This is a genomic window from Micrococcus sp. CH7, from assembly GCF_001595485.1.
GTDB classification, from domain to species: domain Bacteria; phylum Actinomycetota; class Actinomycetes; order Actinomycetales; family Micrococcaceae; genus Micrococcus; species Micrococcus luteus.
The window spans coordinates 62,352-81,626 of the sequence record NZ_LOSQ01000044.1; the positions used below are offsets into that span (position 1 = coordinate 62,352).

The following is a 19,275-nucleotide window of genomic DNA, read 5'->3' on the forward strand; positions in this document are numbered from 1 at the left end:
CTCAGTTCGCGTCGAGCAGCACGCCCGCGAAGAACGCGTTCAGGCGGTCGACCTCGTCCAGGCCGAAGACGCCGGAGACGTACTGGTCTGGGCGGACCACGACGACGGCGCCGTCACGGCTGATGCCGCGGGCCTCGAAGATGTCCTCGCCGTGCTTGGGCTGACACGTGGCGAAGATGTTGTTCAGGTCGTGCAGGCCGAGGGGGCCGGTGGTCGGCCGGAAGATCGACGGCACGTCCGGGTGGGCGAACTCGGTCTGCTTCTGCTGGTACACGACCTTGATGTCGAAGCGGGCGTCTTCCGGTCCGTCCGACGGGGTGTGGCGGTTGCGGAAGGACCGCGGGTCCTCCACGATCGCCTTCGCCCACGCCGCGACCTTCGAATCCTCGGCGCGCGGGGAGGCGGTGTCGGCGAACACGTAGACGCGCCAGCGGCCGTCCGCGCGGTGCAGGTGGCCCAGGTGCTTCACGTTGGTGTCGCACGAGCGCTCCACCAGCCCCGACTTGAAGCGCTTGCCGATGGGGTAGCCCTGCGCCAGCGCCTGACCGGTGGCGTCCGTGGTGAGGAGGGAGGGTTGGTACTCCGTCATGAAGCCGGCCGGGAACTCGGCGGTCTTCGTGTAGAACTCGGCCACCTCGTTCGGGTCGCCCAGCTCGGAGGTGGGCTTGGCCATGAGCGTCGACCACTCCTTGTCGAAGTCGATCAGGTTCTTGGCGATCTCCTTGCGCTCCTCCGAGTAGGTCGGCACGAGCTCGACCGGGGCCATCCCGGAGAGCACCTGGCCCAGCTTCCAGCCGAGGTTCCAGCCGTCCTGCATGGACACGTTCATGCCCTGGCCGGCCTTCGCGGAGTGGGTGTGACAGGCGTCGCCGAGCAGGAACACGTTGGGGTGGGCCACGCGCTCGCGGTTGTCGAAGCCCGAGGTGAGGCGGTGGCCCACCTCGTACACCGAATGCCAGGCGACCTCCTTCACGTCCAGCGTGTAGGGGCGCAGGATCTGCTGGGCCCGGCGGATGATCTCCTCGAGCGGGGTCTGGCGCACCTTGTGGTTGTCGTCCGCCGGGACCTCGCCGAGGTCCACGTACATGCGGAACAGGTGCCCGCCTTCGCGGGGGATCAGGAGGATCGAGCCGCTGGACGAGTGGATCGCGCACTTGGTGCGGATGTCCGGGAAGTCCGTGTCGGCCAGCGCGTCCATGACGCCCCACGCGTGGTTCGCGGCGTCGCCGGTCAGGGTGTGGCCGATCGCCTTGCGGACGCGAGAGCCCGCGCCGTCCGCGCCCACCACGTACTTGGCGCGCACCTGGCGGGTTGGTCCCGAGGCGGGGTCCTCGAGGGCGTTGCCCTGGGCGTCCACGGTGCGGCGCAGGGTCACGAGCACGGGGTGCTCGCCGTCGTTCGTGTCCTCGAGGGTCTCGAACGCCCAGCCGTAGTCCGGCCGCGCACGGGTGGGGGAGTTCTTCATGTACTCGGCGAACCAGTCCAGGATGCGGGCCTGGTTCACGATCAGGTGCGGGAACTCGGAGACGCCCTCCGGGTCGTCCTCGGCCAGCGAGGTGCGCACGATCGTGTCCGCGTCGTCCTCGGCCGGGTTCCAGAACGCCATGGAGGTCAGGTCGAAGGCCTCGTCGATGATCTCGCTCGCGAAGCCGAAGGCCTGGAAGGTCTCCACGGAGCGGGCCTGGATGCCGTCCGCCTGGCCGATCTCGAGGCGGTGGGGGCGGCGCTCGATGATGCGGGTGTGGACGTCCGGGAACATCGCGAGCTGGGCGGCGGCGATCATGCCGGCCGGGCCGGAGCCGACGATCAGCACGTCCATCTCGTCCGGCAGCTCGGCGGGGCGGTCCAGGCCGATGCCGGCCGCCACCTGGACGCGCGGGTTCGTGGAGACATAGCCGTGGTGGTGGAAGAGCATGGGGGTCCTTTCGCTGCGGGGGATGTCGCTGCGCGGCGCGCGTGCCACCCGACGGCGTGTTCTCTCAGAGAACACGGTGTTCCCCCTGGGAACACATGTGTGCCAGACTGTACGCGGACGTGACAGGGTTCACAACCGGTGCGCGGGCCGACCACGCCCCGGGCGCGTCACGTCCGGCACGCGAGGCGAGGAGCACGGATGGCGGAGCACGACGGCGGCCCGGTCCGGGAGGGCGCACCCTCCCAGACGCTCTCCCGCGCGCTCACCCTGCTCGAGACCGTCGTGGAGGCGCCCGAGCCGCCCACCATCGCCGACCTCGCCGACGGCCTGGGCGTCCATCGCTCGGTCGCCTACCGCATGCTGCGCACCTTCGAGGCCCACGGCCTGCTGCGCCGCGACGGCCTCGGCCGCGTCCACGCCGCCCCCGGCCTGGCCGTCCTCGCCCGCCGGGTGGAGCAGGATCTGCGCGCGGCGGCCATGCCGCACCTGACCGCCGTCTCCACCGACCTGGGCATGACCGCGTTCCTGGTGGTGTGGGACGGGGCCCACTGCCTCACCCTGGCCACGGCCGAGCCGCCCAGCGGCAACCTCGTCACGCAGCGGCCGGGGACCCGGCACCCCCTCGGGGTCGGTGCGCCGGGGATGGCGATCGCCGTCGCCCTGACCGGACAGGAGTGGGCGCGGCTGCCCGGCGAGGCCCCGCCCGAGCGACCCGAGCTCGACGACGTGCGGGAGCGCGGCTGGGCCGTCAGCTCCGACGAGGTCATCACCGGCGTCTCCTCGGTGGCCGTGCCGCTGCGGGTCCCGGGCCAGCTGCCCGCCGCCCTCGCCGTGGTCTACGCGACGCGGCCGGAGGACCCGGCGCGCCTCGGGGACCGGCTCGGTGAGGCGGCCCGGGCCGTCGCCGTCGCCTTCGGCGCAGCCTGAGCCCGGGTCCCGTGGTGCCGCTCACGGCGTCCGCAGCCCGCATTACCCTGGTGGCCATGACTGATGACGCACAGCAGACGCCCGCCGTGGTCGCGCCCCACAAGAAGGTCGGCATGCTGCCGCCGTACGCCGCCGGCAAGCCGCCGGTCGCCGTCCCGGGCCTGCACCCCTACAAGCTCTCCTCGAACGAGAACCCCTACGCGCCCGTGCCCGGCGTGATCGACCGGGTGCGTCAGGTCGTGACCGGCCCGGAGGGCGCGCCCAGCACCCTCTGCCGCTACCCGGACACCCTCTCCACCGGCCTGCGCCAGGCCCTGGCCGCGCACCTGGACGTCCCGGCGGACGACGTCGTGACCGGTGCCGGCTCCCTCGGCGCCCTGGCCCAGGTCATCACCGCCTTCGCCGGCCACGGCGAGGCCGGGGAGGGCGACGAGGTGATCTTCGCGTGGCGCTCCTTCGAGGCCTACCCGATCGTGGTCCGCACCGCCGGTGCCGTGGACGTGCAGGTGCCGCTCACCGCGGACCACCGCCACGACCTGCCGGCCATGCTGGAGGCGATCACGGAGCGGACCCGCGTGATCCTGCTCTGCACCCCCAACAACCCGACCGGCCCCGTGCTCACGACCGCCGAGGTCGAGGACTTCCTGGCGCGCGTGCCCGCGCACATCCTCGTGGTCGTCGACGAGGCGTACGTGGAGTTCGTCCGCGACGAGGACGCGGTCAAGGGTCTGGAGATGTACCGCAAGCACGCGAACGTCGTCGTGCTGCGCACCTTCTCGAAGGCGCACGGCCTGGCCAACCTGCGCGTGGGCTACTCGGTCTCGCAGCCGGAGATCACCAAGGCCCTGCGCACCGTGGCCACCCCGTTCGCGGTGTCCACGGTGGCCGAGGAGGCCGCGATCGCCTCGCTCGAGCACCTGGACGAGGTCCTCGAGCGCGTGCAGGTCGTCGTCGACGAGCGCGAGCGCGTCGCCGCCGCCCTGGCCGAGGCTGGCTGGGACCTGCCCTCCTCGCAGGCCAACTTCGTGTGGCTGCCGCTCGGCGAGCGCACGCAGGCCTTCGCCGAGGCCGCCCAGGCCCGGGCCCTGTCCGTCCGGGCGTTCGCGGACGAGGGTGTGCGCGTGAGCATCGGCGAGAAGGAGGCCAACGACCGCTTCCTCGAGGTCGCGCGCGACTTCCTGACGTGAGCGGGCCGGCGCGAGCGGCACGTTGGACCGGCTGATCCGGGTCCGCTTCGCGTTCGACGCGGAGCGTCCGGTGTTGACCGTGGCGGCCCTGGCCCGGCGCACCGAGCTGCCCCTGGCCACCGCCTATCGGTGGGTGGACCGGCTGGTGCGCGCCGAGCTGCTGCAGAAGGACGAGGACGGCGTGGTCCGGCCCGGCCTGCGGCTGTGGGAGATGGCCTCCCGGAGCGCGCCGAGCATGTCCCTGGCCCGGACGGCCATGCCGTTCCTCGTGGACGTGCAGTCGGTCCTGCGGCAGCACACGCAGCTCGCGGTCCTCGACGACGACGGCGTCCTCGTGCTCGCCCGGCTCTCCTCCCAGGGGGCCGTGGTGAACCAGGCGGACGTCGCGGGTCGGCTGCCGCCGTTCACCACCGCCCTGGGACTCGTGCTGCTCGCCCACGCCCCGGTCGAGACGGCGGAGCGGTTCATCGCCCGGCACCGGGACCGGCTCGGCGCCGTCGTGGATCACCATCCCCTCGAGTCGGGGCGTGCGGTGCCCGCGGGCGTGCGGGCGCGGGTGGCCACGCCCAGCGAGCCGCGGCTGCGAGCGCTTCTGGCGGATGTGCGGCGGGAGGGGTACGCGGCCGTGGACGGCGCGTTGGACGAGGAGTCCCGGGGGGTCGCCGTGCCGGTCCGCGGGGCCGACGGCGTGGCGGCGGCCGCGCTCGGGGTCGTCGTCCCCCGCGAGGCGCCGTACACCCCGGGGGTGCCGCCCCTGCTGATGACGGCCGCCCGGGGGATCGCCCGCGGACTCGGCGGCCATTCTCACTGAGTGAGAACGGCCGGGCGCGGGCCGTGTCCTGCGCCACAGGATGGTCGGGACCTCCGCCGCCGGCCCCGGCCGCGCGGCCCGACCCGCCCGGCCCGACCGGTGACGTCCCCCGGAAAGGACGCCATGACCCAGCCCCCCGTGACCCGCACCCGCGTCGGCATCGTCGGCGGCGGGCCCGCCGGCCTGATGCTCTCCCACCTGCTCGCGCGGCAGGGGATCGACAACGTCGTCCTCGAGTCCCGTGACCCCGAGACCATTGCGCACACCCACCGCGCGGGCATCCTCGAGCAGCCCAGCGTGGAGATGCTGACGGACATGGGCGTCGACGGCCGGGTGAGGACGGTGGGCGACGAGCACCGCGGCATCATCCTGCGCTTCGACGGCGAGTCGCATGCCCTGGACTTCCCGGAGCTCGTGGGTGCCACGGTCACCCTGTACGCGCAGAACGAGGTCTTCGTCGACCTCGCCGCGGCGCGGCGGCGCGACGGCGGCGACGTCCGCTTCGAGACCGAGGTGCTCGAGGTGCTCGACGTCGACTCGGACACCCCCGGCGTCCGGTTCCGCTCCGTGGCCGCTGGCGAGGAGGGGCCGGTCGAGGAACTGCGCTGCGACATCCTCGTGGGCGCGGACGGCTCGCGTTCCACCGTCCGCAAGGCCCTCCAGCGCGACACCGAGGGCGAGGACCACTTCCACGCGTACCCCTTCGCCTGGTTCGGCATCCTCGCCGAGGCGCCCAAGTCCTCGCCTGAGCTGATCTACGCCCGCTCCGAGCATGGCTTCGGCCTGATCTCGCAGCGCTCGGAGACCGTGCAGCGCATGTACTTCCAGTGCGACCCCTCGACCCGCGTGGAGGACTGGTCCGACGACCGGATCTGGGACCGGCTGCAGCGCATCGTGGCCGGCCCGGACGGCTTCACCCTCAAGACCGGCCCCATCATCGACAAGACGGTGCTCGGCTTCCGCTCCTATGTGCGCACACCGCTGAGTCACCGCAACGTCTTCCTCGCCGGCGACGCCGGACACACCGTCCCGCCCACCGGGGCGAAGGGCCTGAACCTCGCCTTCGCGGACGTGCGCGTCCTGGCCGAGGCGCTCGAGTCGTGGGCCGCCACGGGCTCGCGCGACCTGCTCGACGCCTACTCGGAGACGGCGCTGACCCGCGTGTGGAAGGACCAGAACTTCTCCTACTGGATGACCACCATGCTCCACGCCCGCCCGGACGCCTCGGAGTTCGAGGACATGCGCGTGCGCGGTGAGCTCCGCAACGTGGTCCAGTCCCGTTACGGACGGCAGTTCCTCGCCGAGCAGTACACCGGCTGGCCCTCCGCCTGAGCCCGACCGATCCCCGACCCCGCAGAGAAAGGAGCCGACGTGAGCATCGCCGCCCAGGCCAAGGACGACGACACGTTCGACAGCGCCCACGTGCTCGATCCAGCCGCCACCCGCGACTCGCAGGGGCAGATCAGTGAAGAGATCGCGGCCGTCCATGCCCAGGCCCAGGGCGAGACCCAGCCGCGGCTCGACTTCCCGCCCTATCGCTCGTCGGTGTTCCGCCACCCCACCAAGTCGCTCGTGCACGCCGACCCCGAGACCGTGGAGCTGTGGTCCCCGGCCTTCGGCCACCGCGACGTGCACCCGCTCGAGGCGGACCTGACCGTCGGCCAGAACGGCGAGCCGATCGGCGAGCGCATCAAGGTGCGCGGCCGCGTGCTCGACGACGACGGCCGCCCCGTGCGCCACCAGCTGGTGGAGATCTGGCAGGCCAACGCGGCCGGCCGCTACGTGCACAAGCGGGACCAGCACCCCGCGCCGCTGGACCCGAACTTCACGGGCATCGGCCGCACACTGACCGGCGCGGACGGGACCTACGAGTTCACCACCATCAAGCCGGCCCCGTACCCGTGGAAGAACCACCGCAACGCGTGGCGCCCGGCGCACATCCACTTCTCCCTGTTCGGCACGGACTTCACGCAGCGCATGATCACCCAGATGTACTTCCCGGGCGATCCGCTGTTCCCGCTGGACCCGATCTACCAGGGCATCACGGACCAGGCCGCCCGCGACCGGCTCGTGGCCACCTACGACCACTCGGTGACCAGCCACGAGTGGAACACCGGCTACTGGTGGGACATCGTGCTCACGGGCAGCCACCGCACCTGGATGGAAGACGAGGAGGGCGATCACTGATGCGGATCGACGAGACCACCGAGCGCACCGCCGACGGGAGGCTGGTCCCCACCCCGGGCCAGACCATCGGCCCGTTCTTCGGCTACGCGAACGGCTACGAGCAGGTCCACCTGCCGTGGCGCGACGGCCACCAGCTGGTCCCCGCGGGCCGCGCGGACGCGATGCGCCTGTTCGGCACCGTCTACGACGGCAACGGCGATCCGATCCCGGACGCCATGATCGAGATCTGGCAGGCCGACGCCGAGGGCGTCATCTCGCAGGAGGACGGCTCCCTCGTCCAGGACGGCTTCACCTTCACCGGCTGGGGCCGCTGCGCCGTGGACAACGCGGGCCGCTACACCTTCTCCACCGTGGAGCCCGGCGTGGTGAACGAGGACCGCGCCCGGTTCATCCACGTCGTCGTGTTCGCCCGCGGCCTGCTGAACAAGCTGCACACCCGCGTGTACCTGCCCGAGGACGCCGAGGCGATCGTGCAGGACGCGTTCCTGACCTCCCTCGACGAGGACCGCCGTCGCACCCTGATCGGCACCCGGAACGACGACGGCTCGCTCGAGTTCGACATCTGGATCCAGGGCCCCGGGGAGCACGCACCGAAGGAGACCGTGTTCCTGCAGTTCCCCGGCATCGAGTACCCCGAGCTCGACTGACGCCGGCCTCGGCCGCAGGCCCGGCCCCTCCCACACGCGGGACGGGTCGGGCCTGACGCCGCCTCCGGAGCCCGATCCCACCCCTCCGACCCCAGGAGCCCGCCATGACCTCAGCCGCCGCCGACCTCGCCGCCGTCGCCGACGTCGGCCTCCTGGATCCGGCCTGGGCCGGCAGTCGGGCGGAGGCCGCCACCGCGGACCGCACCTTCCTGGGGCACCTGCTCGACGTCGAGGCGGCCTGGGTGCGCGTGCTCGCCCGGCACGGGCTCGCCACGGAGGCGGAGGCGGCGGCCGCCGCGGCGGCGGGCGACCCGGACGCCTACGACCTCGCCGCGCTCGCCCGCGCGGCCCAGGGCGGCGGCACCCCCCTGATCCCGGCGCTGAAGGCGCTGCGCGCGCAGCTGCCGGCCGGCTCCCGCGCCGTGCACCTGGGCGCCACGAGCCAGGACGTCGTGGACTCCGCGCTGATGGTCATGGTGGGCCGGGTGGGCGCGATCCTGGCCGAGGACCTCGCCGCCGCGCAGGACGCGCTTGCGGAGCTGGCCCGCGCCCACCGCTCGACGCCGATGGTCGCCCGATCCCTCGCCCAGCACTCCCTGCCCTCCACCTTCGGGCTGCGCGCCGCGAACTGGCTCGACGGCCTCGGCCAGGCCGCGGATCGGCTCGCCGCCGCCGTCGCGGACCTGCCCGTCCAGTGGGGCGGCGCCGCCGGCACCCTGGCCTCCCTGTCCGGGCACGTCGACCGCGCGCACCGCGCGGGGACCCTCGGCCCCGAGGTCACCGCGTTCACCCTGGTCGAGGACCTCGCCGCCGAGCTGGGCCTCGCCGCCCCCGCCGGGCCCTGGGACACGAACCGCATGGCCGTCACGGGCGTGGCCGCGGCCCTGGCCGACGTCGTGGCCGCGTGCGGGAAGATCGCCAACGACGTGCTGACATCGGCGCGGATCGAGAACGGCGAGCTCGGTGAGCCGCTTGCGGCCGGCCGCGGCGGCTCCTCCCCGATGCCGCACAAGCAGAACCCCGTGCTCTCCGTGCTGATCCGCTCCGCCGCGCTGTCCGCCCCCGGGCTCGCGGCGCGGGTGTACACGGCGGCCGGCGCCGCGGACGACGAGCGCCCGGACGGGGCCTGGCACGCCGAGTGGCCCGCGCTGCGCCGCCTGCTGCGGGTGGCCGGCGGGACCGCGGCCCTGACCCGCGAGCTCGTCTCCGGCCTGCGCGTCCACGAGGACCGCATGCGGCGCAACCTGGAGCTCACCGGCCCGCTGCTCGTCTCCGAGCCGATCATGGCCGAGCTGGCTCCGGAGCTGGACGAGGCCTCCGGCGAGCCGGGCTCCGGGAAGCGGCTGATCCAGGACGTCGTGGACCGCTCCCTGGCGTGCGAGGGGAACTTCCGCGCCCTGCTGCGCGCGGCGGTCCCGGAGTCCGTTCCGGACGCCCGCCTCGACGACCTCCTCGACCCCGCCGCCTACACGGGGGAGGCCGAGGCCCTCGTGGACCGCCTCCTCGCCGCCCGCCGGGGCACGACGACGCCGCCCCGCACCTGAGACCATCTCCGTCAGAACCGGCCGCGCCCCTCGGGGTGCGGCGCCGCCGCAGAGGAAGGACCGCCCATGAGCACCCCCCGTGTCACCACCACCCTCCTGAAGCCCGCCCAGGACCCCGCCCGCGTGCTCGTGGTCGGCGCCGGCCTCGGCACCGGCGTCCAGGCCCTGTGGAGCCTCGCCGCGCAGCAGCTCCCTGAGGACACCGTGGTGGTCGGCTACGACCTGCCCGGCCACGGCGCCTCCGAGCCCCACGCCGAGCCGTTCTCGATGGCGGAGCTGGCGGACGCCGTCGTCGCCGCCGTGCAGGCGCTGCAGGAGGACGGCACCGTTCCCGCGGACCTGCCCGTGCACTTCGCGGGCGTCTCCCTCAACGGGTGCGTGGCGCTGCAGCTGGCCCTGGACCACGCGGACACCGTCTCCGGTGTGGCCGTGATCTGCTCCGCCGCGAAGATCGGCGAGGCGGGGTCCTGGCGCGAGCGCGCCGAGCTCGTGGAGCGTGCCGGCACCCCGACCCTCGTCGAGGGCTCGGCGCAGCGCTGGTTCGCCGACGGGTTCATCGCGGCCCACCCGGAGCGGACGACGGGCCTGCTGCACACCCTGCAGGAGGCGGACCGCCATTCCTACGCGCGCCTGTGCGAGGCGCTGGCCGACTTCGACGTGCGCGGGCGCCTCGGGGAGATCGCCGTCCCCGTCCTCACGATCCACGGCGTGGCGGACCAGGTCACCCCGCCCTCGGCGGGCGAGGAGATCGCCGCCGCGGTGCCGGGCACCGTGACCCACGTGTTCGACGAGACCGCCCATCAGGCCCCCCTCGAGCAGCCCGAGCGCACCGCCGCGGCCCTGGCCGCCTTCCCGGCGCGCTGAGCCGCCCGCCCCCTCCCGCCCTGCCCCGCACGACGACGCCCCCACCACGAGGAGAGACTGCGCATGAGCGCCGAGCAGCCCATCGGGCACGACATGGACCGCACCTCCCAGGAGGTGCTCGACGCGGGCATGGCCGTGCGCCGCGAGGTCCTGGGCGACGCCCACGTGGACCGCGCCGAGGCGAGGAAGGACGCCACCACCGAGGACTTCCAGAACCTGATCACCCGCTACGCATGGGGGACGATCTGGACGCGGCCCGGTCTGGACCGGCGGATGCGCTCAGCCGTGACCATCTCCGCCATGGTGGCCGGCGGCTACTGGGACGAGTGCGCCATGCACCCGCGCGCCGCCCTGCGCAACGGCCTGACCCGGGAGGAGATCCAGGAGATCCTCCTGCAGACCGCGGTCTACGCCTCCGTGCCGGCGGCGAACATCGCGTTCAAGCTCGCCCAGGAGGACGCCGACCTCGCCGAGGGCAGGCCGCTCTGAGCGCAACGTTCACAGCGCGCACGAGGCCCCATGCCCGGGAAGGACATGGGGCCTCGTCTGCGCGCTGATCAGTCGAGCTCGACGACCACCGGCTGATCGAGGGAGAGGCCGCCCCCGGAGACCTTGACCTGGGTGATCTCGGTCCCTGCCGGAACGTCGAACCACAGGTAGCCGCTGGCCACGTTGCCCGGGTTGGTCGGCTCGATGTTCATGCCGTTCTCGGTGCCGTAGATCGATGCGTCCGTGCTGTAGCTGTACTCGGCCCCGTCTGCGCTGACGAGCTTCACGCTGTCGGCGAAGAACGTCCGCTCCTCCTTGGCGTTGTTCTTCGCGCTGATCTGCACGGGCACGAACTCGCCCTGGGCCTCCGTGGAGAAGCCGGACGGGCCGACGCTCGCGACGGGCGTATCGACCGACTCAACGGTCGTGGCCCAGTCGCCCACGGTGAACTCCTGGCCGAGGCCGACCTTGGCTGCCTCGTCGCTGGAGCTGGTCTCGCCCTGGGAGGCGGCCTCTCCGCCCCCCCTCCGAGGTGCTGTTCGAACCGCCGCCCATCATGGAGGCGAGGACGGCGATCACGATCAGGGCGAGCAGGCCGATCAGGGCGTACTTGAGACACCCCCCTTTCTTCTTCGCGGGGGGCTGCACGACATTGCCGTTGGCGTCGTAATACACAGGATTGCTCTTGCGGGCCACGATGCTCCTTCGGGAGGGCGCAGTGATGTCACATGCCGTTGTGGCCAACGGCTGCCATGCACGGCGCGTGAATTGAGTAATGAATGATGGGAGTATCGCATGCCGTAGAGGAAGCTGGGAGTACTCCCCGGAGCATCGCGTTCCAGCTGGCCCAGGAGGTCTTCGCCCGGCACGATGCCGACCTTGCCGACGCCGGGTCCGGCGTCGTGCTGGGCATGTGGGACCCGGCCGGCCTCCTCTACGGCCTCGGACTCATGGCCGTGGCGGCCGTGACCCTTGTCCGCCGCGCCCCGTTCGGCGGGTCGATCATGGTGCGGGTGGCCCGCTGCACTTGTGACCCTTCTGGCGGCCGTTCCACCCCGGAGAAGGGTCAGAACCGCAGTCGATTCGCGGGGGCCGGTGCTACGGTCGGGCCGAGCCGCCCCACCCCCACTCTCGGAAGGACACCCATGCGTGAGCGCGTCGCCCTGATCGGAGCCGGCCCGTCCGGCATGGCCCTGCTGAGGAGCCTCGCCCTGGCCGAGGACGCGGGGGCGGCGGTCCCGGAGGTCGTGGCGTTCGAGCGCCAGGACGACTGGGGCGGCCAGTGGAACCTGGACTGGCGCACCGGCGCGGACCGCCACGGCGAGCCCGTGCACTCCGCCATGTACCGGGACCTGTGGATCAACGGGCCCAAGGAGTGCATGGAGTACCCGGACTACCCGTTCGATGCGCATTTCGGCCGCGCCGTGTCCTCGTACCTCCCGCGGGAGGCCATGCGGGACTACATCGTGGGCCGGGTGGCCGAGGTGGCCGGGCGCATCCGCCCGCAGATCCGGTTCGCCACGGCCGTCCGCTGGGTGCAGCCGCTCGACGACGGCGGGTTCGGGGTGACCTCGGAGGACCTGGTCACGCGCGAGGCCGTCACCGAGCGGTTCGACCGCGTCGTGGTGGCCACCGGGCACTTCCACACCCCGCACCTGCCGTCCTGGCCCGGCGTGGAGACCTTCCCCGGGCAGGTCCAGCACGCCCACGACTACCGAAGCCCGGAGCCGTACACGGGCCGTCGCGTGCTCGTGGTGGGCTCCTCCTACTCCGGGCAGGACCTGGCCCTGCAGCTGCACCGCGCCGGCGCCGCCCACGTGACCACCGCCTACCGTGCCCGCCCGCAGGACATCGCGTGGCCGGCCGGCATGGACGAGGCCCCCGAGGTGCAGGGGTTCGACGGTGCGGAGGTCACCTTCGCGGACGGCTCCACCGCCGAGTACGACGCCGTGCTGCTGTGCACCGGCTACCGCCACCACTACCCCTTCCTGCCGGGCGAGCTGGCGCTGGCCGGCCCGAACCTGCTGGCCCCGTTCGGGCTGTGGAAGGGCGTGGTCTGGCACGCCGACCCGCGCGTGCTCTACCTGGGTGCCACCCAGCAGCTGTTCACCCTGACGCTCCTGGACGCGCAGGCCTTCTTCGCCCGCGACGTGCTGCTCGGCCGCGTCCCGGTGCCCGGCGATGAGGAGCGTCGGGCCGACATGGACGCCTGGTTCGAGCGGATGACGCGGATCGACGGGCCGCCGGCCGCGCTGGCCTACCAGGGCGCGTACATCCAGGACCTGTCCTCCCACACGGACTGCCCGGAGGTGGACGTCGAGGCGGTGGCCCGCACCTTCCTCGAGATGCGCGACGCCCGGATCGAGGACGTCCGGACGTTCCGCGACCGGCGGCACCGCTCGACCGTGACCGGCACGCTGGCCGCGGCGCACCCGGTGCCGTGGATGGACCGCCCGGACGACTCCCTCGAGGAGTACCTCCGCCGCTTCCCGGCCTGACCCCCCACCCTGCCCTTCCCGTTCCGAATCCACTGCACTTCCGACCCTTCTGGCGGCCGTTCCGGGCCTCAGACGGGTCAGAACCGCAGTCGATTCGCGGGGGCGGGTGCTGGTGCTGGTGCGGATGCGGGTGCGGGGAGTGCTGAAGGGGGTGGGCGCTCAGCGCTGGAGCGCGGCCAGGGCGGCCTCGGCGTCGTCCGCGGCGGCGCGCAGCACCGGCAGGGCCTGCACGACGGCGGCCGCCACCTCCGGCGTGCGCGGCGCCGGCACGCGGGCCCCGGTCCGCAGGGCCGCCCGGCGCGCGCCCGGGTCGCGATGGTCCGGCCCGAGGGACAGCGCCGTGTTGATCGCCACGGCCACTCGCCCCTCGGCGTCGCGCACGGGCACGGCGACGCTGCTCAGATGGGCGTCCAGCTCCGCGGTCACCACGGCGTGGCCCTGCTCCCGCACGCGCGCCAGCTCGGCCATCAGCGCGTCCACGTCCGTGAGGGTGTGCTCCGTGGCGGGGGTGCGCGGGGCGCCTGCGAGCAGGGCACAGGCCTCGTCCTCGGGCAGGTCGGCCAGCAGCACGCGGCCCATGGACGTGGTGAACGCGGGCAGGCGCGTGCCGACGTCGAGGTTCACCCGCAGGATCCGCTCGGTGTGCACACGCGCGATGTACATCAGGTGCGCCCCGTGGAGCACGCCCGCGGAGCAGGACTGGTGCAGGCGCTGCGAGGCCTGGGTGAGGATCGGCCGGAGGATCTCGGAGACGGACCGGCCGGACCAGTAGCCGTGGCCGAGCTCCAGCACGCGCGGGGTCAGCGCGAACCGCCGCCCGTCCTGCACGGCGTAGCCGAGCTCCGTGAGCGTCAGCAGCATGCGCCGCGCCGTGGCCCGGGTGACCCCCGCGGCGGTCGCGGCCTCGCTCACCGAGAGCGTGGGGGTGTCCGGGGTGAACGCGCGCAGCACCGCCAGACCGGACGCCAGGGCGCGCACCACGTCCCCGCCCGACGCGGGACGTGCGCCGGGGGCGTCGACGTCGTCGGTCATGTCCGCCAGCGTAGTCCGCTATGCGCACAGCGCACGCCCGTGCGCGTCACGCACACACCCTTCCCCGCCCGCCGAGGCGGTCCTACGGTGAGGCCATGAGCCTCACCGATGCCTACGTGTTCGACGCCGTCCGCACCCCCTTCGGCAAGGTCGGCGGCGCGCTGTCGGGGGTGCGCCCCGACGACATGGCCGCCCACGTGGTCCGCACCCTCGTGGACCGCGCCCCGGGCCTGGAGGGCCTGCGCGCCGCGTCCGCCCAGGCCGTGGCCGACGCCGCCGCCGGCCGCCCGATCGAGGCCGGCACGGACGCCGCCGCCCCGCAGCGGATCGACGAGGTCGTCTTCGGCAACGCCAACGGCGCGGGCGAGGAGAACCGCAACGTGGCCCGCATGGCCACCCTCCTGGCCGGCCTGCCGCTGTCCATCCCCGGCACCACCGTGAACCGCCTCTGCGGCTCCTCCCTGGACGCGGCGATCATCGCCTCCCGCCAGATCAACACCGGCGAGGCGGACGTGGTCCTCGTGGGCGGCGTGGAGTCGATGTCCCGTGCCCCGTGGGTGCTGCCCAAGACCACCCGCCCGTTCCCCATGCACGACCTGGCGGCGGCGAACACCACGCTCGGCTGGCGCCTGATCAATGACGCGATGCCGCCGGAGTGGACCGTCTCGCTCGGCGAGGCCACGGAGCTGCTGCGCGAGCGCTTCGGCATCTCCCGCGAGCGCCAGGACGAGTTCGCCGCGCGCTCGCACCGCCTTACCGCGCGGGCGTGGGACGAGGGGCGGTATGACTCCCTCGTGGCCGCCGTGCCCGGCACGGACCTGGAGCGGGACGAGACCGTCCGCCCGGACTCCACCCCCGAGACCCTCGCCGGCCTGCGCACCGTGTTCCGCCGGGAGAACGGCACCGTCACGGCGGGCAACGCCTCGCCCATGAACGACGGCGCCTCGGCCGCCCTCCTGGGCTCGTCGACGGGCGCCGATGTGCTCGGCCTGGAGCCCCTGGCCCGCATCGCCGGCCGCGCCACCGCCGCCAACGAGCCCGACTTCTTCGGCTACGCGCCGGTGGAGGCGGTGAACCGGGCCCTGTCCCGCGCCGGGATCGGCTGGAAGGACGTGGCCGCCGTCGAGCTCAACGAGGCCTTCGCCGCCCAGTCCCTGGCCTGCACGGACGCCTGGGGCGTGGACCCGGAGATCGTGAACGCCTGGGGCGGCGCGATCGCGATCGGCCACCCCCTCGGGGCCTCCGGCACCCGCGTGCTCGGCACGCTGGCCCGCCGCCTCGAGGCCTCCGGTGAGCGGTGGGGCGTGGCCGCGCTGTGCATCGGCGTGGGCCAGGGCATCGCCGTCGTCCTCGAGAACGTGGCCGCGCGCTGACGCGTCCGGCCGAGCACCCACCCGACCCCCTCATCCAAGGAGTCCCCATGCTGGAGTTCGTGGACACGGCCGCGCAGGCCGTCTCCCGCATCACCGACGGCGCCACGGTGCTGATCGGCGGGTTCGGCAACGCCGGCCAGCCGATGGAGCTGATCGACGCGCTGCTCGAGTCCGGGGCCACCGGCCTCACGGTGGTCAACAACAACGCGGGCCAGGCGGACGCGGGCCTGGCGCTGCTGATCAAGGAGCGGCGGGTCGCCAAGATCATCTGCTCGTTCCCGCGCCAGTCCGACTCGTGGCATTTCGACGAGGCCTACCGTGCCGGGGAGATCGAGCTGGAGCTCGTCCCGCAGGGCAACCTGGCCGAGCGCCTGCGCGCCGGCGGCGCCGGCATCGGCGGCTTCTTCACGCCCACCGGCTACGGCACGCAGCTGGCCGAGGGCAAGGAGGTCCGCGAGATCGACGGCACGCACTACGTGCTGGAGGCCCCGATCCGCGGCGATGTCGCGCTCATCAAGGCGTACGCGGCGGACCGCCACGGCAACCTCGTGTACCGCAAGACCGCCCGCAACTTCGGACCCGTCATGGCCGCGGCCGCCGCCACCACGATCGTCCAGGTGGACGAGGTCCGCGAGGAGCCGATCGACCCGGAGCACGTGGTGACCCCCGGCATCTACACGGACACCGTGGTGCGGATCGACACCGAGTCCGGGGAGAAGGAGCGCGCCGAGCGGGCTGCCCTGGCGGAGGGCCGGCCGAAGCCGTGCGCGGCCACGACGACCGCGGCCGAGCCGGCCGCCGAGGGGAAGTGAGGAGAGCGATGAGCATCACCCAGACCGACACCCCGCTGACCCAGGACGAACTGGCCCGTACGATCGCGGCGGACATCGCCCCCGGCTCCTTCGTGAACCTGGGCATCGGCCAGCCCACCACGGTGTCCAACTACCTGGAGGCGGAGAAGAACGTCACCCTGCACACCGAGAACGGCATGCTGGGCTTCGGCCCGCAGGCCGAGGGCGAGCAGATCGATGAAGACCTCATCAACGCCGGCAAGATCCCCGTCACCGAGCTGCCCGGGGCCGCGTACTTCCACCACGCCGACTCGTTCGCCATGATGCGCGGCGGCCACCTGGACGTGTGCGTCCTCGGCGCCTACCAGGTCTCCGCGACCGGCGACCTCGCCAACTGGTCCACGGGCAAGCCCGGGGCGATCCCCGCCGTCGGGGGTGCGATGGACCTGGCGATCGGCGCCAAGGACACCTACGTGATGATGGATCTCTTCACCAAGAAGGGCGATCCGAAGCTGCTGGCCGAGTGCACGTTCCCCCTCACCGGCGTCGGCTGCGTCTCCCGCATCTACGCGGATCGGGGCGTCTTCCTGCTGGACGCCTCCGGGGTCGTGCGGGTCCGCGAGCTGCACGGCATCACGTGGGAGGAGCTGGAGGCGGCGCACCCCGGCGTGCGGTTCGAGAAGCTCGAGGACTGAGCCGCCGCGCCGCAGTCACCGGCCCCACGGGCTCCCGGAGGCCTGCGCCGTCGTCGACTTCTCGTGGGGAGGAACGCCGGTTGACTTATCCCGGGTGCGGCGGCCTGCGACCGGTGATAACTCAACCGACGACGGCGGCCCGCACCTTCGCGCGCAGGTGCGGGCCGACGTCGTCCCGGCGGGGTGCTCAGGCGGTGCGCAGCACCATGCCCGGGTGGAGCAGGGTCGAGACCGTCATGCCGTTGAGGCGCTGCAGGCGCTCCATGGAGACGCCCGTGCGCTGGGCGATGAGCCACCAGCCGTCGTTCGCCTGGACCACGTAGGTGGCGGGCGAGGGCGCCGGGGCGGAGGCGGTCTGGCCGGTCCGCAGCACCATCCCCGGGTGCAGCACGGTGGTCGCGGTCATGCCGTTGAGGCGCTGGAGGGTCTCCATCGTCACGCCGGTGCGGTGGGCGATGATCCACCAGCCGTCGCCCTCGCGGACCGTGTACGTGCCCGGGGCCGGCGCGGGGGCGGGCGTGGGAGCCGGCGCCGTGGCGGCCGTGATGAGCACCATGCCGGGGTGCAGGACGGTGGACGCCGTCATGCCGTTGAGCCGCTGGAGCTCCGCGGCGCTGACGCCGGTCCGTCGGGCGATGACCCACCAGCCGTCGTTCGGCTGCACCGTGTAGGTGCCGGTGGTGATCGGGGTGGGCTCCGGGGCGGTCGGGTCGGCGACGGTGCGCAGCACCATGCCCGGGTGGAGCACGGTCGACTCGGTCATGCCGTTGAGCTCCTGGAGGGTGGCCGCGGGCACGCCGGTGCGGCGGGCGATGGTCCACCAGCCGTCGTTCGGCTGCACCGTGTACGTGCCGGCGGTCGACGGCTCGGTCGTCGGGGCCGGCGTCGGAGCCGGGGTGGCCGGTGCCGGCGGCTGGCCGGCCGCCGTCGCGATGGCCTCGGCGCGGTCCCGCAGGTCGTCGAAGCGGGCCATCAGGTGCTGCCCCGGGCACGCGGTCGCGGACGTGGCCCGGTGCGGGAAGATCGTGTCCACGGTGACGGGCGTGCCCGCGGCGTACTTCGTGCTGCCGCCCGAGGTCAGGGTGACTCGGCCCCGCGCGTCGATGCCGTCGCGGTACAGGTAGTAGGCGGTGGCGCGGGCCATCGCGTCCACCACCTCCTCGGACGGGGCGACCACGTCGTAGTTGCCCATCGTGGAGATGCCCATCGTGCCCCGGTTGAACCCGCCCGCGTGCGTGCCCAGCGGGTTCGAGTCCAGGGCGCCGCGGCGGCCCTCGTAGATGTTGCCGAAGCGGTCCGTGATCAGGTGGTACGGGAAGTCGCCCCAGCCGAGGGTCCTCGTGTAGTACGCGTAGATGCCGCGCATCTGCTCCACGGCCTGGGCGCGCGAGTAGTCGTTCGTGCCGGCCGTGTGGTGGATGGTCAGCGCGCGCACCTGGTCGAACTGCGGGGAGGACTCGGCCCAGGACTCGTCCGCGCCCCACTGCGCGCGGGTGATCACGTCCGGGAGGATCTTCGCGCGCGCATCCGAGGCCGTGGCCACGGTGCGGGCCTCGGCGGGTGCGGCGCCCCCGACGACGGCGCTCGACTTCACGCCCCGCGGCAGGCCGGCCGTCTCCGCGGCCTGCTCGGCGGTCACCGCCGGGTGCGCGCTCGCGACGGTCTCGTCCGTGGCGGCCGTGCCCGGGTCGATGAGGGACAGCTCGAGGCCGGCCGGGGCTGCGCCGTCGGCGGTGGTCACGCGCAGCTGGGCGCCGTCCGCGCCGAACGCGACGAACGGGTCCGTGCCGGTGCGCGCGGGGGCGGCGTCCTCAGGCAGGACGGGCCGATCCAGGACCTGCCACGGGCCCCAGGCCCCGTCCTGACGCACGCGGATCTCCACGCGCTCGACGGCGTCGTCCGCCGCGGTGTCCCACACGGCGGCGGCCACCGTGAACGGGCGGTCCACCACGGGCTCGCCGAGCACGACGCCGGCCGGAGCCTCCTCGGCCGGGACGAGGTTCTCGCCCTCCTGCGGGACGGTCGCGACGCCGGCGCCCTCGACGGGAGCGGCCGACGCGGGGGTCGCGGCCGCGCCGACGGTCGTGGCGCGGGCGGCGTCGTCGAGCGGGCGCACGTCGGGGGCGCCCTCCGTGGTCGCGGACGGCGGCTGCGGGAGCAGGCCGCCGACGAGGACGGAGAGCGCGGCGACCGCGACGGCGGGCGCGAGCGGGCGGGGGGACGCGGCGGAACGCGGCGGGAGAATCTTCATGCGGATGCCTTCGGAAGGTGGAGTGCCCGAGGAACGACAGGGGCGGGCCGTGTCGCCTCCCCGG

Annotated in this window: 16 protein-coding genes and 1 pseudogene; 13 read left to right on the forward strand and 4 right to left on the reverse strand. The window is 73.5% G+C overall.

Annotated elements, in window-relative coordinates:
- Nucleotide 1: 1 nt before the first annotated feature.
- A complete protein-coding gene (locus AUV08_RS10770) occupies nucleotides 2-1,915 on the reverse strand; it encodes an FAD-binding monooxygenase (protein WP_060973454.1) in 1,914 nt (637 codons plus the stop codon).
- Between the two features lie 198 nt (nucleotides 1,916-2,113).
- Between AUV08_RS10770 and AUV08_RS10775 the strand changes: the two genes are divergently transcribed.
- The 9 genes from AUV08_RS10775 (at nucleotide 2,114) to AUV08_RS10815 (ending at nucleotide 10,571) form a co-directional block, all read left to right on the forward strand.
- Nucleotides 2,114-2,842, forward strand: coding sequence for an IclR family transcriptional regulator (locus AUV08_RS10775; protein ID WP_020624880.1), 729 nt, complete (start codon nucleotides 2,114-2,116; stop codon nucleotides 2,840-2,842).
- Nucleotides 2,843-2,898: 56 nt separating this feature from the next.
- Complete coding sequence (locus AUV08_RS10780) at nucleotides 2,899-4,029, forward strand: histidinol-phosphate transaminase (protein WP_170747826.1); 1,131 nt, start codon at nucleotides 2,899-2,901, stop codon at nucleotides 4,027-4,029.
- A gap of 22 nt (nucleotides 4,030-4,051) precedes the next feature.
- On the forward strand, nucleotides 4,052-4,840 hold the full coding sequence (locus AUV08_RS10785) for an IclR family transcriptional regulator (RefSeq protein ID WP_036339040.1): 789 nt from the start codon (nucleotides 4,052-4,054) through the stop codon (nucleotides 4,838-4,840).
- Nucleotides 4,841-4,963: 123 nt separating this feature from the next.
- Nucleotides 4,964-6,172 carry a 4-hydroxybenzoate 3-monooxygenase gene (locus AUV08_RS10790; protein ID WP_036316631.1) on the forward strand — a complete coding sequence of 403 codons (1,209 nt, stop codon included), beginning with the start codon at nucleotides 4,964-4,966 and terminating at the stop codon, nucleotides 6,170-6,172.
- A 45-nt stretch (nucleotides 6,173-6,217) separates the two neighbouring features.
- Complete coding sequence (pcaH, locus tag AUV08_RS10795; RefSeq protein WP_196489408.1) at nucleotides 6,218-7,027, forward strand: protocatechuate 3,4-dioxygenase subunit beta; 810 nt, start codon at nucleotides 6,218-6,220, stop codon at nucleotides 7,025-7,027.
- Nucleotides 7,027-7,674, forward strand: a complete 648-nt coding sequence (gene pcaG / locus AUV08_RS10800) for a protocatechuate 3,4-dioxygenase subunit alpha (protein WP_020625037.1) — start codon at nucleotides 7,027-7,029, stop codon at nucleotides 7,672-7,674. Before pcaH ends, pcaG begins: the two co-directional genes overlap by 1 nt.
- A gap of 104 nt (nucleotides 7,675-7,778) precedes the next feature.
- Nucleotides 7,779-9,218, forward strand: a complete 1,440-nt coding sequence (locus AUV08_RS10805) for a lyase family protein (RefSeq protein ID WP_051995299.1) — start codon at nucleotides 7,779-7,781, stop codon at nucleotides 9,216-9,218.
- Nucleotides 9,219-9,284: 66 nt separating this feature from the next.
- Nucleotides 9,285-10,082, forward strand: a complete 798-nt coding sequence (locus tag AUV08_RS10810) for an alpha/beta fold hydrolase (protein WP_020625038.1) — start codon at nucleotides 9,285-9,287, stop codon at nucleotides 10,080-10,082.
- Nucleotides 10,083-10,145: 63 nt separating this feature from the next.
- Nucleotides 10,146-10,571 carry a carboxymuconolactone decarboxylase family protein gene (locus AUV08_RS10815; protein ID WP_020625039.1) on the forward strand — a complete coding sequence of 142 codons (426 nt, stop codon included), beginning with the start codon at nucleotides 10,146-10,148 and terminating at the stop codon, nucleotides 10,569-10,571.
- A gap of 68 nt (nucleotides 10,572-10,639) precedes the next feature.
- Here AUV08_RS10815 and AUV08_RS10820 read toward each other — a convergent pair.
- Nucleotides 10,640-11,023 (reverse strand): annotated as a pseudogene (locus tag AUV08_RS10820) (DUF4352 domain-containing protein); the annotation flags it as partial.
- A gap of 330 nt (nucleotides 11,024-11,353) precedes the next feature.
- On the opposite strand from AUV08_RS10820, the gene AUV08_RS10825 reads away from it, so the two are divergent.
- Nucleotides 11,354-13,069, forward strand: coding sequence for an NAD(P)-binding domain-containing protein (locus AUV08_RS10825; RefSeq protein WP_196489433.1), 1,716 nt, complete (start codon nucleotides 11,354-11,356; stop codon nucleotides 13,067-13,069).
- A 159-nt stretch (nucleotides 13,070-13,228) separates the two neighbouring features.
- Here the strand turns inward: AUV08_RS10825 and AUV08_RS10830 are convergent, their stop codons facing one another.
- Nucleotides 13,229-14,101, reverse strand: coding sequence for an IclR family transcriptional regulator C-terminal domain-containing protein (locus tag AUV08_RS10830; protein ID WP_020624471.1), 873 nt, complete (start codon nucleotides 14,099-14,101; stop codon nucleotides 13,229-13,231).
- 95 nt (nucleotides 14,102-14,196) lie between these two features.
- Here AUV08_RS10830 and AUV08_RS10835 point away from each other — a divergent pair, with 95 nt between their 5' ends.
- From AUV08_RS10835 to AUV08_RS10845, 3 genes are read left to right on the forward strand one after another with little or no spacing between them, the layout of a single operon-like run.
- Nucleotides 14,197-15,474 carry a thiolase family protein gene (locus tag AUV08_RS10835; protein ID WP_020624470.1) on the forward strand — a complete coding sequence of 426 codons (1,278 nt, stop codon included), beginning with the start codon at nucleotides 14,197-14,199 and terminating at the stop codon, nucleotides 15,472-15,474.
- 47 nt (nucleotides 15,475-15,521) lie between these two features.
- Nucleotides 15,522-16,286 (forward strand): 3-oxoacid CoA-transferase subunit A, encoded by a 765-nt coding sequence (locus AUV08_RS10840; RefSeq protein WP_020624469.1) that lies wholly within the window; start codon nucleotides 15,522-15,524, stop codon nucleotides 16,284-16,286.
- An 8-nt stretch (nucleotides 16,287-16,294) separates the two neighbouring features.
- Nucleotides 16,295-16,960 carry a 3-oxoacid CoA-transferase subunit B gene (locus AUV08_RS10845; RefSeq protein ID WP_020624468.1) on the forward strand — a complete coding sequence of 222 codons (666 nt, stop codon included), beginning with the start codon at nucleotides 16,295-16,297 and terminating at the stop codon, nucleotides 16,958-16,960.
- A 187-nt stretch (nucleotides 16,961-17,147) separates the two neighbouring features.
- Here the strand turns inward: AUV08_RS10845 and AUV08_RS10850 are convergent, their stop codons facing one another.
- The gene (locus tag AUV08_RS10850) at nucleotides 17,148-19,211 is read right to left on the reverse strand and encodes a LysM peptidoglycan-binding domain-containing protein (protein ID WP_041102608.1); all 2,064 of its coding nucleotides are present in this window, start codon (nucleotides 19,209-19,211) and stop codon (nucleotides 17,148-17,150) included.
- Nucleotides 19,212-19,275 lie beyond the last annotated feature (64 nt).